The following is a 13353-nucleotide window of genomic DNA, read 5'->3' on the forward strand; positions in this document are numbered from 1 at the left end:
TAAGTTAAAACTTAAAAGTGATTTTGTGGGTCATTTTTTGTAGTTTTTTCATAAAAAATCCCACCGAAGTGGGATTTTAAAATAATGAATTTGGATTAAATGAGTTCAATTGCAACTGCTGTTGCCTCACCACCACCAATACAGAGTGCAGCAATACCTTTTTTACCGCCAGTACGTTTCAGTGCATGAATAAGTGTAAGAATAATACGAGAGCCCGTAGAACCTACAGGGTGACCTAGTGCACAAGCACCACCATTGATATTTACTTTCTCTGCATCAAGTTTGAAATCATCAATTGGGCACATGGTAACCATAGCAAACGCTTCGTTAATTTCCCACAGGTCAACATCTTGCGCATTCCATCCCGCTTTTTTAAGCACTTTTTCGATAGCACCAACTGGAGCGATCGTAAATTCTGAAGGATGCTGAGAGTTTGACGCTGTTGCGATAATTTTTGCAAGCGGTTGCAAACCGCGCTGTGCTGCAACTTCACTTGAAGTTAATACTAATGCAGATGCACCATCCGAAATAGAACTTGCATTTGCGGCGGTAATCGTACCGTCTTTTGCAAAAGCTGGTTTGAGTGAAGGAATCTTGTCAATCTTGGCATTTAAAGGTTGTTCATCCTGATCAACAACGTCATCACCTTTACGACTAGGTACAGTAACTGGAACGATTTCGTCTTTGAAATAACCTTCAGTAATTGCTGTTTGAGCACGTTTTAAAGAGCGAATCGCAAAGTCATCCATTTGTTCACGTGTATAGCCACGAGTATTGGCCATATCTTGAGCAAATGAACCCATTAAACGCCCAGTTTCAGCATCTTCAAGCCCATCAAAGAACATATGATCTTTAATTTCGCCATGGCCCATGCGATAGCCAGCTCGTGCTTTTGGTAAAACATAAGGTGCATTTGTCATAGACTCCATACCGCCAGCAACAACAACTTCAGCACTACCTGCTTTAATCATATCAGCGGCTTGCATAACAGCTTTCATGCCAGAACCACAAAGCTTGTTAATCGTTACTGCACCTGTAGAGTCTGGTAAGCCAGCTTTACGCATCGCTTGACGTGCTGGACCTTGCTTTAGGCCAGCAGGCAGTACACAACCCATAATGACTTCTTCGACATCAGTAGGCTGTAAACCTGCTCGTGCGATTGCTTCTTTAATCGTTACAGCACCTAATTCAGGCGCTGTAAGTCCTGATAGTGATCCTTGAAAACCACCCATGGCAGTACGAGCACCATTTACAATTACGATGTCAGTCATTGTTGTAATCTCCGATTGTTCTTAATCTCAAAATAAGAAATGTTTAAAACCTAGGCAGTATATTGCAAAAATCAAAGAGAGATATCTTCTGCATTAGACTGTAGAGTTCTAACAATTTTTAAGGTCTTCTAAACGGGTGTGTCCCATTTTGCTGAGAATTAATTTAAAGTTTTTAAGCTGGTTATAAGAACAGTAAGTAAAAGTGCCGTTAGATTCGCGTGGGAGTCCTGTGTCGCCCTGAAATACAATACTATTTAGTTTTTTTCCAAACTTTTGAAATTTTAAAGAACCGTAGCGATGAGCAAATTCAACATTGGTTAATACTTCTTCATTATTTTCTCTTTGTAGATTCTGATTCGTGTCTACAAAGCTTATAAGACTTGTATCCCAGTTATTATTACATGTAGACAAATCAACACTTGGGCAAAGTACGACACTCTTATGTCGTAGAATTGCGTCGTATTTGGCTTTTTGTATATGAATTGTGAGTAGTCGAGGCGAATTTTTTAATTCTACAGAAGCCATAAATTGATGATATAAAGGAAGCGCTATAGTGGCCATAATCATAAGAATTGCGAGCGTTATAGCGAGTTCCAACAACGTGAAACCGGGAGATTTAAACATTAAAATTCCTTAATATATAAAGAGGTATTTTGATTTTATGCTTTCTATCAATGATTTATAATGATTTTTATAGTGAGGAAACACAAAATTAAATAAAGGTTATCAGGATGCTAGAATACTGGTAAAATCACCGTAAGCGAAAGAAAGAAGTTGTTCATATTTGCTAGTTGAGTGAAAAATTACCGAATTACAACGGAAATTGTAAGTAATTTTGTCAATAATTTACTTGATTAAAATTATCAAGCACTTGGAAAGTCTATCAAGTGTTTGTATGATTCAAATGTGAATAGCTTAAAAATAATACTGGGGTGAAAATATCTCAGGGGCCAATAAATTTAGGCTGAGCTTGAACAACAATTGTTATCTCTGGAGGATATCCATGAAATTGAGTCGTATTGCACTTGCTATGCTTGTCGCTGCTCCATTAGCTGCTGCTAATGCTGGCGTAACTGTTACTCCATTATTGCTTGGTTACACTTTCCAAGACAGCCAACACAACAATGGTGGTGACAAAGGCGAGTTAACTAACGGACCTGAATTACAAGACGATTTATTCGTTGGTGCAGCTCTTGGTATTGAGTTAACACCATGGTTAGGTTTCGAAGCTGAATATAACCAAGTTAAAGGTGATGTAGATCCTAACTACGGTGAATACAAACAAAAACAAATCAATGGTAATTTCTATGTTACTTCTGATTTAATCACAAAAAACTATGACAGCAAAATTAAGCCATATGTATTGTTAGGTGCTGGTCACTACAAATATGAGTTTGATGATGCTCGTTTAGCATATCATGATGGCGAAGAAGGTACTTTAGGTAACGCAGGTGTAGGTGCTTTCTACCGCTTGAACGATGCTTTATCTCTTCGTACAGAAGCTCGTGGTACTTATAACTTTGACGAAAAATTCTGGAACTATACAGCTCTTGCTGGTTTGAACGTAGTTCTTGGTGGTCACTTGAAGCCTGCTGCTCCTGTAGTGGAAGTTGCTCCAGTTGAACCAACTCCAGTTGCTCCACAACCACAAGAGTTAACTGAAGATCTTAACATGGAACTTCGCGTGTTCTTTGATACTAACAAATCAAATATCAAAGACCAATACAAACCAGAAATCGCTAAAGTTGCTGAGAAGTTAACTGAATACCCTAACGCTACTGCACGTATCGAAGGTCACACAGATAACACTGGTCCACGTAAATTGAACGAACGTTTATCTTTAGCTCGTGCTAACTCTGTTAAATCAGCTCTTGTAAACGAATACAACGTTGATGCATCTCGTTTGTCTACTCAAGGCTTCGCTTGGGATCAACCGATTGCTGACAACAAAACTAAAGAAGGTCGTGCTATGAACCGTCGTGTATTCGCGACAATCACTGGTAGCCGTACTGTAGTTGTTCAACCTGGTCAACAAGCTCAATAATTTGAGTTTTTGAACAGTAAAAAAGCGACTCGTTAGAGTCGCTTTTTTTATTGCGATTTTTAAAATATTTAGTCATTTCTATGTCTCCTTAATAATAATTACTTTCGATCTTGGTTTAAATTATTTACCAAACACCTTTCTTCAATTGCTGTTTAGCGTCTTGTCTATCTCTACGATGTTGAGCACGAGGTTTCTCTGTTTCATGTATTCCACCTTTGTGAAGTAAAGGGGAAAGAGCCACTTGATTACGGACTTTGATTTTTGACATTTCTTTAATTTTCATGTTTTAACCTTTAATACATAAAACTTGTTTAAGTGTGTGAACGACTTCAATGAGGTCTGACTGATTCGCCATGACTTCATCAATGTCTTTATAGGCGCTTGGAATTTCATCGACAACGCCACTTTCTTTACGGCATTCAATACCTTGGGTTTGTTCAATAAGATCTTGCTGATTAAAAAGAACTTTTGCTTTACTTCTGCTCATCTTGCGACCAGCGCCATGAGAACAAGAACAAAATGATTCAGGATTTGCTTTGCCTTTAACGATATAAGATCGTGCTCCCATTGAACCTGGAATAATACCTAACTCATCTAAGCCTGCTCTAATTGCACCTTTTCGGGTAATCAATAGATTTTCGCCAAAATGTGTTTCACGGCTTACATAATTATGATGACAATTAATCGCTTCTTTTGTCATTTGAAAAGAAGGGAGAGGAGGGCGGATCGCTTCTAAAATTAATCGCATCATCTCTTTGCGGTTTTCAAAAGCATATTCTTGTGCCCACTCTACAGCTTCTACATAATCATCAAAACTTTTTGAGCCTTCAGCAAAATAACTTAAGTCTTTATCAGGAACATGGCCAAAGCGATGCTGAGCTTCTTTTTTGGCTAACTCAATAAAGTAAGTACCAATAACATTACCAAGCCCTCTGCTACCTGAATGTAGCATTACCCATACGTCTTGATTCTCATCAATACATAACTCTATAAAGTGATTACCACCACCCAAAGTCCCAAGTTGCTTTTGCCATGTTGCATCAAATTGTCGAAGCATTCGGACAAGACCAGGATGCTTTTTGATAATTGGTTCTAAGCATTTTTCAAGTGGAATAATGCTAGAAGCTTTCGCTTTGACTTGTTTATGCAAAGCAAAGCCAACAGGGACTTTACGTTCAATTGCATCACGCAAACGACTTAAGTTATCAGGTAATTGTGAAGCCTTTAAACTCAAGCGAATTGCATTCATCCCACATCCAATGTCAACTCCTACAGCAGCAGGAATAATGGCGTGTTTGGTTGGAATAACACTACCTACAGTAGCGCCTTTACCCACATGCACATCAGGCATAACTGCAATGTGAGAATAGATGAATTGCAGCTGAGCCATTTTTTTGAGTTGTTCTATACTTTCACTATCTATATCTTGAGTAAAAATTTTAACAGGGACACCATAGAGTGCCTCCTTGTTTAATATTTTTTGTATGCCCATAATTTTTCTCTTATTTTTCCGTCCGAATAGGCATAAAAAAACCTAGCGAATGCTAGGTTCTAAGTTTAAGCATTCGGACAAGTGGTGTGAATTTGTACACTTGTCCGTGAGCTGACATCGTGCCAAATTATTTAATCTGTTTTACCTTGTACTAATGGCATGATGTCCTCCTTATTTAAAAGTGCCGTTGAAAATCTGAACGGCATTTTACGCTTTTTAAATCAAAGATCAAGCTTTTGATCTTTGATTTACTTTAATGACCAGTTTTAATCTTGCTCAGGTTTGACGTTCATTTGATCGTAAGAGATCAATTTGGTTTTATTTTTCCACTTATAACCTAACCAAATGATCAAGAACAGTGGCAAGCTAATATAGGTTGAAAGTAAGCCTAACCAATCAATTTTTCCACCTAAAATGGCTTGGTAGTTCTGCCCTAAGATAATGATTGAGCAGAGAATAAATGCAAACCAGGGTGCAAATGGGAAAAATTTGGCACGATATGCTAAATCTTCTAATTTATAGCCTTGAGCAATATATCCTTTACGGAAACGATAATGTGAAATCGCAATTCCTAACCAAACAATAAAACCGCACATACCCGACATATTGAGTAGCCAGTTAAATACTTGCTTTTCTCCAATAAATGTTGTGAGGAAGCAAAAAGCGGCAATAAATGTGGTGGCATAGAGCGCATTCATCGGAACGCCACGACCATCGAGTTTTCCAAACCACTTTGGTGCACGGCCTTCTTGAGCCATTTTAAACAACATACGAGTTGAGGAATACATGCCTGAATTACCTGCTGATAAAATAGCAGTAAGAATGACAGCATTCATTAAACTCGCAGCAAAAGCAAAACCTACTCTTTCATAAAGCAATGTAAATGGAGAAAGCGCGATATCTTCAGTGGCTGCTGCTTGCAATAAATTCGGGTCATCATAGGCAATCAGGGTGCCGATAATGAAAATACATAGGATATAGAATAATAAGATTCGCCAGAAAATCTGTTTGATTGCAAGTGGAATTGTCTTCTTTGGATCTTTTGATTCGCCAGCAGCAACCCCAACCATTTCAGTTCCTTGGAAAGAGAATCCGGCAATCATTGCTACACCAATCATGGCTTGTAAACCGCCTACAAAAGGTGCCTCTTTGTAAGTCCAGTTCCCGAATGTTGCAACACCTGGAGTTAGCATAATCTTGATGATCATGGCTAAGCCAATAATAATAAATGCAACAATTGCAATCACTTTTACCATTGAGAACCAGAATTCGCTTTCGCCAAATCCCTTTACTGTCATCGCGTTAATCATAAAAATAACGGCAAGGAATAAAGCACTCCAATAGAATCCCGGAATATCAGGGAACCAGAACTTCATAATAAACTGGACTGCAACAAGTTCAAATGCAACCGTAATTGCCCAGTTATACCAATAGTTCCAGCCTAGAGCGAAACCAAAGCCCTCTTCGACATAACGACTGCCGTAAGTAAAAAAGGCACCGGATGTTGGTGTGTGAGTTGCAAGCTCACCTAAGCTGGTCATTAAGAAGTAAATCATAATGCCAATGAGTGAATAGGCGAGTAGCGCTCCACCAGGGCCAGCGTTTGCAATGGTTGATCCAGAAGCAAGGAAGAGGCCTGTACCAATGGAACCACCAATGGCGATCATATTCAGATGACGAGCCCCAAGCTTACGCTGGAGTTTTTCAGGAGCATGTGTTTCGCTCATGGAGATTCCTTACATAGTTTGTTATGCACAGGCATATAACACCTTAAAGCCTTGATGATCAGTTTTAATCTGGCACTGACCAAAGTGCTTCTCAATTAAGATCGGATAGTTTAAAAAACGGTTTGCTACAATCCATAGCTCACCTGATGCCTTTAAATGTTTTTTAGCGTTCTGGCAGAGTCCTTCACTTGCATCATAGTTGGTATGAATACCCTGATGAAAAGGGGGATTACTGACAATGGCATCGAGTTCTGTTGGAGCGTCTGCAATTCCTGTAACAGGCTGCAATCTCAACTGGTCTGAACCTATTCCATTTCGACTAAAAGTCATTTCCGTTGACCGTAAAGCGAAAGCATCAATATCTAGGGCATGAATAATATTACTTGAATTTATTTTTGCCAAATAGCAACTGATAATTCCAGCACCACACCCGAAGTCGGCAATTCTACCTGATTTCACCTGATTAAGATAAGGGAGTAAAACAGCAGTTCCGACATCTAGATGATTTTGACTAAATACACCGGGAAGGGCACAAATCGTAAGCTCTTGTTCATTAACATGAACAGTGTAAGTTTTAAGCCAACTTTCGAGAGGTTTAAGCTGTTCTGTTTTTTCAATCTTTAAGTGCCATAGCTGACAGTGACGTGCACTATCAAGTTTAAGTACTTTGCCGAAGCTTTGTAATTGTTTGGCAGCGCGTTCAACACCACCTTTTTTTTCACCTACTAAAAAAACAGACTGAGCAGTTTTAAGATTGCTCATTACGACATGCAATATGTAATTTAACAGTTCTTTAGATTTGGGAACAAAAATGACAGCTTGATCGAATTCTTGTAATGGAAACTCAACTGAGAAATGCGCATTTGTTCCACTATTTATAAAGCTCTGGTAGTCAGCATGGTTCCATGTCCAGACTGACGCATCAATATCAGCTGGTAGTTGACTAACTAAGGCATCATTCGGTGCATTAATGAACAAGATTCTACCTTTTAAATAGTCTTGCTGTCTTAATATCACTTCACTTCTAGGATCCATGTACATCTCTCATGAAGAAGAATGCCCAGTGGAAACTGGGCAGTAATCAAAATTAAAAAAATAGTTATTTATGTGTTTCAGGAAGTACAACATTTAAAATTAATGCTGCTATACCACCCGTCGCTACGCCAGAGCTAAAAATATTTTTAAATAATTCTGGTAGGTGTTCCAAAATTTGAGGAACTTGAGCAACACCCAAACCTAATGCAAGTGAAATTGCGATAATCAAAAGTGCTCTGCGATCAAGGTGAATCGATGAAAGAATGTTAATACCTGATGCAGCAACCGCACCGAACATGACCATCACAGCACCACCTAAAACTGCTTGAGGAACTGCTTGTATTACACCAGCTACTGCTGGAAATAAACCCAATAAAATAAGTAAAGCAGCAATCCAGATACCCACATAACGACTTGCAACCCCAGTGAGTTGGATTACACCATTATTTTGAGCAAAAACAGAACTTGGGAAAGTATTAAATAATCCAGCTAATAAAGAGTTTGCACCATTTACTAAAACACCGCCTTTAATGCGTTTCATCCATTCTGGACCATTAACGGGTTGGTTTGAAAGTTTACTGGTTGCAGTCACGTCACCAATCGCTTCTAAAGATGTAACTAAATAGATAAAAGCCATTGGAATGAATAAGCCCCAAGAAAAGCTTAAACCAAAGTGCATTGGCGTTGGAATCTGTACAAGAGGCGCATCTTTAATACCTGAGAAATCTAGGTAACCCATAAATCCTGCAAGAATGTAACCAATTACTAAAGCAATTAAGATTGCTGAACTTTTAATCCAAACCACCCGAATGCGGTTTAGCACAATAATAATAGCAAGTACGGTACATGACATAATAAGGTTGTCTGCACTTGCAAAAGTATGGTCTTGCATGGCTTGGTAGCCACCACCCATACTAATCAAGCCTTCCTTAATAAGCGTTAAGCCAATTAATAGAACAACAATACCAGTCACCAAGGGAGTAATTAATCTTTTTACCCATGGAAGAATTTGCGAAACACCCATTTCAATAAAGGAGCCAGCAATTACTACACCAAAAATTGCAGCCATAACTTGGTTTACAGGAGTTCCTGCGGCAACCATTGCACTACCAATACCAATAATTGGTCCAATAAAGTTAAAGCTTGTGCCTTGTACAATCAGAAGACCTGCACCAAACGGGCCGACTTTTTTACATTGAAGAAATGTAGCAATACCCGAAATCACCAAAGACATAGATAAAATCATGTTAGTTTCGGTGCGTGATACGCCTAAAGCTAAACAAATTAAAAGCCCTGGTGTAACAATTGGTACAATAATCGCAAGCAAATGCTGGAAAGCTGCTAAAAAAGCGATCAAAGGTTTTGGTCGATCATCTAAGCCATAAACAAGGTCAAGATGGTCTTGAGAGTGTTGATTGGACATGGGTGTAGGTACGCCGCAATTTCGCAAATTGGCGCTATTCTAATCGAGATACCTATCTTTACAAAACGAAATACAGGCTATTGGAAAATTTTTTTGTCAATGTCAATAAACTGTCACTACTCAAGAGTAGTGTTTTTCTGTATAATTTGCCCTCAAATTTCAGGCGTTTCGAATTTTCATGTCAGATATCAAAAATCTCCGTAATATCGCAATTATTGCGCACGTCGACCACGGGAAAACCACACTTGTCGATAAACTACTTCAGCAATCTGGTGCTCTCGGTGAACGAGCAGGCGAGATTGAGCGTGTCATGGACTCAAATGCGCTTGAAAGTGAACGTGGTATTACCATTCTTGCAAAGAACACTTCTATTACTTGGTTAGATAAACGTACTGATACAACTTACCGTATCAACATCGTGGATACCCCGGGACACGCCGACTTCGGTGGTGAAGTAGAACGTGTTATGTCGATGGTTGACTGCGTATTACTTTTAGTTGACTCTCAAGAAGGCCCAATGCCACAAACTCGCTTTGTGACACAAAAAGCCTTTGCTCGTGGTTTAAAACCAATTGTTATTATTAACAAAGTTGACAAACCAAGTGCACGTCCAGATTGGGTTATTGATCAAGTATTTGATTTATTTGATAACCTTGGTGCAACTGATGAGCAATTAGATTTCCCAATCGTTTATGCATCAGGTTTACGTGGTGTAGCGGGTCCTGCTCCAGAAGAACTTGCAGAAGACATGACTCCGTTGTTTGAAACGATTGTAGATATCGTTGAACCACCAGCAGTTGACGTTGATGGTCCATTCCAAATGCAGATTTCATCACTTGACTATAACAGCTTCGTAGGTGTTATCGGTGTTGGTCGTATTCAACGTGGTTCAGTAAAATTAAATACTCCTGTTACTGTAATTGACAAAGAAGGCAATACACGTAACGGTCGTATCTTAAAAATCATGGGTTACCATGGTTTAGAGCGTATTGATGTTGAGTCAGCATCTGCTGGTGATATCGTATGTATTACTGGTATCGACGCACTTAACATTTCTGACACGATTTGTGATCCGAAAAATGTTGAAGCATTACCAGCTTTATCTGTAGATGAACCTACAGTATCTATGACTTTCCAAGTAAACAACTCTCCGTTTGCTGGTAAAGAAGGTAAGTTCGTAACTTCACGTAATATCCGTGAACGTCTTGATCGCGAATTAATTCATAACGTAGCTTTACGTGTTGAAGACACTGACAGTCCAGACCGTTTCAAAGTATCTGGCCGTGGTGAACTTCATCTTTCAGTTTTAATTGAAAACATGCGTCGTGAAGGTTTCGAAATGGGCGTATCTCGTCCACAAGTAATCATCAAAGAAATTGATGGTGAAAGACAAGAGCCTTATGAAAACGTAACTTTTGACGTTGAAGAACAGCATCAAGGTGCTGTAATGGAACAAATGGGCCATCGTAAAGGCGAGATGACCAATATGGAAGTTGACGGTAAAGGCCGTATCCGTATTGAAGCAACTGTACCTTCACGTGGTTTGATCGGTTTCCGTTCTGAATTCTTGACCATGACTTCTGGTACAGGGATCATGACTTCAAGCTTCTCGCATTATGGTCCTGTTAAACAAGGTACTGTTGCGAAACGTCAAAACGGTGTATTGATCTCTATGGTTCAAGGTACTTGCTTGGGCTATGCATTGTTCAGTTTACAAGACCGTGGTCGTTTATTCGCTAAACCACAGTTAGAAGTTTACGAAGGTATGATCGTGGGTATTAACTCTCGTTCAGACGATATGGTTGTAAACCCGACTAAAGCGAAACAATTAACTAACGTTCGTGCATCTGGTACAGATGATGCTTTAACTTTAGTACCTGCAATTGAATATACGCTTGAACAAGCGCTTGAATTCATTGAAGACGACGAATTAGTTGAAGTAACACCTAAATCAATCCGTATCCGTAAGCGTTATTTAACTGAAAATGAACGTAAACGTAATCGTGATAAATAATTTTTCTTAATTGAAAAAGAAGAAACCGCTAAATTAATTTAGCGGTTTTTTTAATCGTTATATTTGAAGTTAAAGTAAGCTTAAAATCATATTTTTCTTGTAAACGAATATGTTGTTAAAGTGTGAAATAGCTTTCTTTTTTTGATAAAAATATTAAATTATCAATATCATGGCGAGAACTATCTAATTCGATAAGATGCCAATGAAAAAGAAAAATATGACGTGTTTCTGCCCCCGACATCTGGAGATGTTTAGATGAGTATTATTCAAGAATTTAAAGAATTTGCCGTTAAAGGCAATATGATGGATTTAGCCATTGGTGTGATTATTGGTGGTGCTTTTGGCAAAATCGTGGACTCTTTAGTGAAAGATATTATCATGCCACTTATCACTGTAATTACTGGTGGTGGTGTTGATTTTTCACAAAAATTCATTGTATTAGGTGCAAACCCTAATAACTTGCAATCTTTAGATGCTTTGCAAAAAGCAGGTATTAATGTTTTAACTTATGGTAATTTCCTCACCATTTTAATTAACTTTATTATTCTGGCGTGGGTTGTGTTCTTAATGGTGAAATTATTAAATAAACTTCGCCGTAATAAAGAAGAGCCAGAGGCTCCAGCTGCAACTCCAGAAGACATTCAATTGTTGCGTGAAATTCGTGATGAGTTAAAAAAGCAAGCTTAATAAGATTTGAAATAAAAAACGGTGCCTTGAGTACCGTTTTTTATTACTTAGTATTTTATGTTGTACTAAAACTATTGGTAACATTGCCAGTAGAGAGAATTTCAACTCAGCATATTGTAAAAGGTATATAAATTAATGAATCAGCTTTTTGTGTATGGCACTTTATGTCCGAATAAAGCAAATGCTCATATTCTTGAACAAATTGGCGGTAGTTGGACCAAAGCCAGTGTAAGAGGTGTGATTCATATTTTAGATTGGGGGCCAGACAAAGGGTTAAAAGCGCTTGAGTTAGATTCGGAAGCAGATTGGGTAGAGGGCTATTTGTTTAGCACAGAAAAACTTGCTGAAAACTTGCAGATGCTTGATGACTTTGAGGGTTTTCAATACCAACGTGTCATCGCAAATATAAAATTAGAATCAGGCGATTATGTTAAAGCCTGGACATATCAGCTGAATGCACAGGCTTCTGAAAAACGATAGTTAAAATTATGGAATCAACGTAAGCTGCCCATTCTAAATTTAACTTCTAAAAGATGATAGCCAAACTGGCTTTTGATTGGACCTTGTAACACACGTTCAGCAGCTGTAAAAACAACTTTGTCGATGACGGGCACCAATTGCCCTTTTTTGACTTCACCAAGTTCACCACCACGTTTTGCCGAATTACAGGTAGAGTATTGCTTGGCAAGTTTGGCAAAGTCAGCGCCACTTTGAAGCTTCTTTTTTAGCTGCTCAGCTAAGTCTTTATCTTTAACTAAAATATGTCGGACAATTGCTGTTTGCATGTTGTCTTCCTCCAAAAAATTAAGGCTTTCTCAGCTTTTTAAGCGGTTGGCACTGTGGGCAAAATACACTGGCACGCTGACCAAGTTTTAAGTTTTCTAATGTGGTTTCACAGTTAACACACATTTCTCCAGCACGACCGTAAGCAAGAAGTGTTTGCTGGAAATAACCATTTTCTCCCATGGCATTGCTGTAGTCTCTTAATGTCGAGCCACCTAAATCAATTGCCGACTTTAAAATGCGTTTAATCTCGACAACAAGTTTTTCAATTTGTTGCATAGTCAAATCGCCAGCAGGCTGAGCTGGGTGAATGCCTACATTAAATAAGCTTTCAGTTGCATAGATATTGCCTACACCAACCACTACATGATTATCCATGAGTGCAATTTTTATGCCGACAGACTTATTCTTGAGCTTAGAAGCTAAATATTCTGCATGAAAATCAGTACTTAAAGGTTCAGGCCCTAAAGTATCTATGAGTTTGCCTTGAGTCTCGGGATTAAGCCAAAGAATACAACCGAAACGGCGAGGGTCATGGTAACGTAATTGCTGATCTTCAAATTGAATAATCAGATGGTCATGCTTTCTCAGTTCGTCATTTGGCTCGGTTAGACGAAAGCTTCCTGACATGCCTAAATGCCAAAGCATTTGATCTTGTTCAAACTTTGCCAAAATATATTTTGAACGTCGATTTAACCCAATGAGACGTTGCCCAACAAGTTTCTGAACATCATCTGGTATAGGCCAGCGTAAGCTAGGATTGCGTACTTCAACACTTAGAACTTTTTGATTCAATAATGGAAATAAACTGGTTTTGGTGGTTTCGACTTCGGGTAACTCAGGCATGCCAACTCGCAGAATTAACAGATATACTGGA

13 protein-coding genes are annotated in these 13353 nt (G+C 38.7%); 4 read left to right on the forward strand and 9 right to left on the reverse strand.

Features of this window, described 5'->3' with window-relative positions; all coding sequences use genetic code 11:
- Positions 1–95: 95 nt before the first annotated feature.
- Both F928_RS04825 and F928_RS04830 read right to left on the reverse strand, forming a co-directional pair.
- Complete coding sequence (locus tag F928_RS04825) at positions 96–1271, reverse strand: thiolase family protein (RefSeq protein ID WP_005064291.1); 1176 nt, start codon at positions 1269–1271, stop codon at positions 96–98.
- A gap of 108 nt (positions 1272–1379) precedes the next feature.
- Positions 1380–1895: a GspH/FimT family pseudopilin gene (locus F928_RS04830; RefSeq protein WP_002116357.1), complete on the reverse strand. Its 516-nt coding sequence runs from the start codon at positions 1893–1895 to the stop codon at positions 1380–1382.
- 379 nt (positions 1896–2274) lie between these two features.
- Here F928_RS04830 and omp38 point away from each other — a divergent pair, with 379 nt between their 5' ends.
- Positions 2275–3315 (forward strand): outer membrane protein Omp38, encoded by a 1041-nt coding sequence (omp38, locus tag F928_RS04835; protein WP_002116311.1) that lies wholly within the window; start codon positions 2275–2277, stop codon positions 3313–3315.
- Between the two features lie 124 nt (positions 3316–3439).
- On the opposite strand, the gene F928_RS22435 is transcribed toward omp38, so the two are convergent.
- The 5 genes from F928_RS22435 to yicE all read right to left on the reverse strand — a co-directional run bounded on the left by F928_RS22435 (position 3440) and on the right by yicE (position 8992).
- On the reverse strand, positions 3440–3598 hold the full coding sequence (locus tag F928_RS22435; protein ID WP_002116121.1) for a hypothetical protein: 159 nt from the start codon (positions 3596–3598) through the stop codon (positions 3440–3442).
- A 3-nt stretch (positions 3599–3601) separates the two neighbouring features.
- Positions 3602–4807 carry an RtcB family protein gene (locus F928_RS04845; protein WP_005072759.1) on the reverse strand — a complete coding sequence of 402 codons (1206 nt, stop codon included), beginning with the start codon at positions 4805–4807 and terminating at the stop codon, positions 3602–3604.
- A gap of 266 nt (positions 4808–5073) precedes the next feature.
- Entirely contained in the window at positions 5074–6534 is a 1461-nt protein-coding gene (gene lysP, locus F928_RS04850; protein ID WP_002116519.1) for an amino acid permease, read from the reverse strand.
- A 21-nt stretch (positions 6535–6555) separates the two neighbouring features.
- Entirely contained in the window at positions 6556–7569 is a 1014-nt protein-coding gene (gene rsmC / locus F928_RS04855; protein ID WP_002116028.1) for a methyltransferase, read from the reverse strand.
- A 64-nt stretch (positions 7570–7633) separates the two neighbouring features.
- Entirely contained in the window at positions 7634–8992 is a 1359-nt protein-coding gene (yicE, locus tag F928_RS04860) for a uracil-xanthine permease family protein (RefSeq protein WP_002116159.1), read from the reverse strand.
- Positions 8993–9170: 178 nt separating this feature from the next.
- Between yicE and typA the strand changes: the two genes are divergently transcribed.
- The 3 genes from typA to F928_RS04875 all read left to right on the forward strand — a co-directional run bounded on the left by typA (position 9171) and on the right by F928_RS04875 (position 12173).
- Positions 9171–11006 carry a translational GTPase TypA gene (gene typA / locus F928_RS04865; RefSeq protein ID WP_002116501.1) on the forward strand — a complete coding sequence of 612 codons (1836 nt, stop codon included), beginning with the start codon at positions 9171–9173 and terminating at the stop codon, positions 11004–11006.
- 255 nt (positions 11007–11261) lie between these two features.
- Complete coding sequence (mscL, locus tag F928_RS04870; RefSeq protein ID WP_002116334.1) at positions 11262–11693, forward strand: large conductance mechanosensitive channel protein MscL; 432 nt, start codon at positions 11262–11264, stop codon at positions 11691–11693.
- Between the two features lie 135 nt (positions 11694–11828).
- The gene (locus F928_RS04875) at positions 11829–12173 is read left to right on the forward strand and encodes a gamma-glutamylcyclotransferase family protein (protein ID WP_002116214.1); all 345 of its coding nucleotides are present in this window, start codon (positions 11829–11831) and stop codon (positions 12171–12173) included.
- A gap of 14 nt (positions 12174–12187) precedes the next feature.
- On the opposite strand, the gene ppiC is transcribed toward F928_RS04875, so the two are convergent.
- Positions 12188–12478, reverse strand: a complete 291-nt coding sequence (gene ppiC, locus F928_RS04880; protein ID WP_002051379.1) for a peptidylprolyl isomerase — start codon at positions 12476–12478, stop codon at positions 12188–12190.
- Positions 12479–12497: 19 nt separating this feature from the next.
- Positions 12498–13322: a bifunctional DNA-formamidopyrimidine glycosylase/DNA-(apurinic or apyrimidinic site) lyase gene (mutM, locus tag F928_RS04885; RefSeq protein WP_002116055.1), complete on the reverse strand. Its 825-nt coding sequence runs from the start codon at positions 13320–13322 to the stop codon at positions 12498–12500.
- Positions 13323–13353: the final 31 nt, after the last annotated feature.

This window comes from Acinetobacter pittii ATCC 19004 = CIP 70.29, assembly GCF_000369045.1.
GTDB classification, from domain to species: domain Bacteria; phylum Pseudomonadota; class Gammaproteobacteria; order Pseudomonadales; family Moraxellaceae; genus Acinetobacter; species Acinetobacter pittii.

What these genes read in the sequence shown, in the direction of transcription:
- F928_RS04830 (WP_002116357.1), bottom strand. Translation starts at nt 1,895, where the DNA reads ATGTTTAAATCTCCCGGTTTCACGTTGTTGGAACTCGCTATAACGCTC.
- omp38 (WP_002116311.1), top strand. Translation starts at nt 2,275, where the DNA reads ATGAAATTGAGTCGTATTGCACTTGCTATGCTTGTCGCTGCTCCATTA.
- rsmC (WP_002116028.1), bottom strand. Translation starts at nt 7,569, where the DNA reads ATGGATCCTAGAAGTGAAGTGATATTAAGACAGCAAGACTATTTAAAA.
- F928_RS04875 (WP_002116214.1), top strand. Translation starts at nt 11,829, where the DNA reads ATGAATCAGCTTTTTGTGTATGGCACTTTATGTCCGAATAAAGCAAAT.
- typA (WP_002116501.1), top strand. Translation starts at nt 9,171, where the DNA reads ATGTCAGATATCAAAAATCTCCGTAATATCGCAATTATTGCGCACGTC.
- F928_RS04825 (WP_005064291.1), bottom strand. Translation starts at nt 1,271, where the DNA reads ATGACTGACATCGTAATTGTAAATGGTGCTCGTACTGCCATGGGTGGT.
- yicE (WP_002116159.1), bottom strand. Translation starts at nt 8,992, where the DNA reads ATGTCCAATCAACACTCTCAAGACCATCTTGACCTTGTTTATGGCTTA.
- lysP (WP_002116519.1), bottom strand. Translation starts at nt 6,534, where the DNA reads ATGAGCGAAACACATGCTCCTGAAAAACTCCAGCGTAAGCTTGGGGCT.
- mscL (WP_002116334.1), top strand. Translation starts at nt 11,262, where the DNA reads ATGAGTATTATTCAAGAATTTAAAGAATTTGCCGTTAAAGGCAATATG.
- mutM (WP_002116055.1), bottom strand. Translation starts at nt 13,322, where the DNA reads ATGCCTGAGTTACCCGAAGTCGAAACCACCAAAACCAGTTTATTTCCA.
- F928_RS04845 (WP_005072759.1), bottom strand. Translation starts at nt 4,807, where the DNA reads ATGGGCATACAAAAAATATTAAACAAGGAGGCACTCTATGGTGTCCCT.
- F928_RS22435 (WP_002116121.1), bottom strand. Translation starts at nt 3,598, where the DNA reads ATGAAAATTAAAGAAATGTCAAAAATCAAAGTCCGTAATCAAGTGGCT.
- ppiC (WP_002051379.1), bottom strand. Translation starts at nt 12,478, where the DNA reads ATGCAAACAGCAATTGTCCGACATATTTTAGTTAAAGATAAAGACTTA.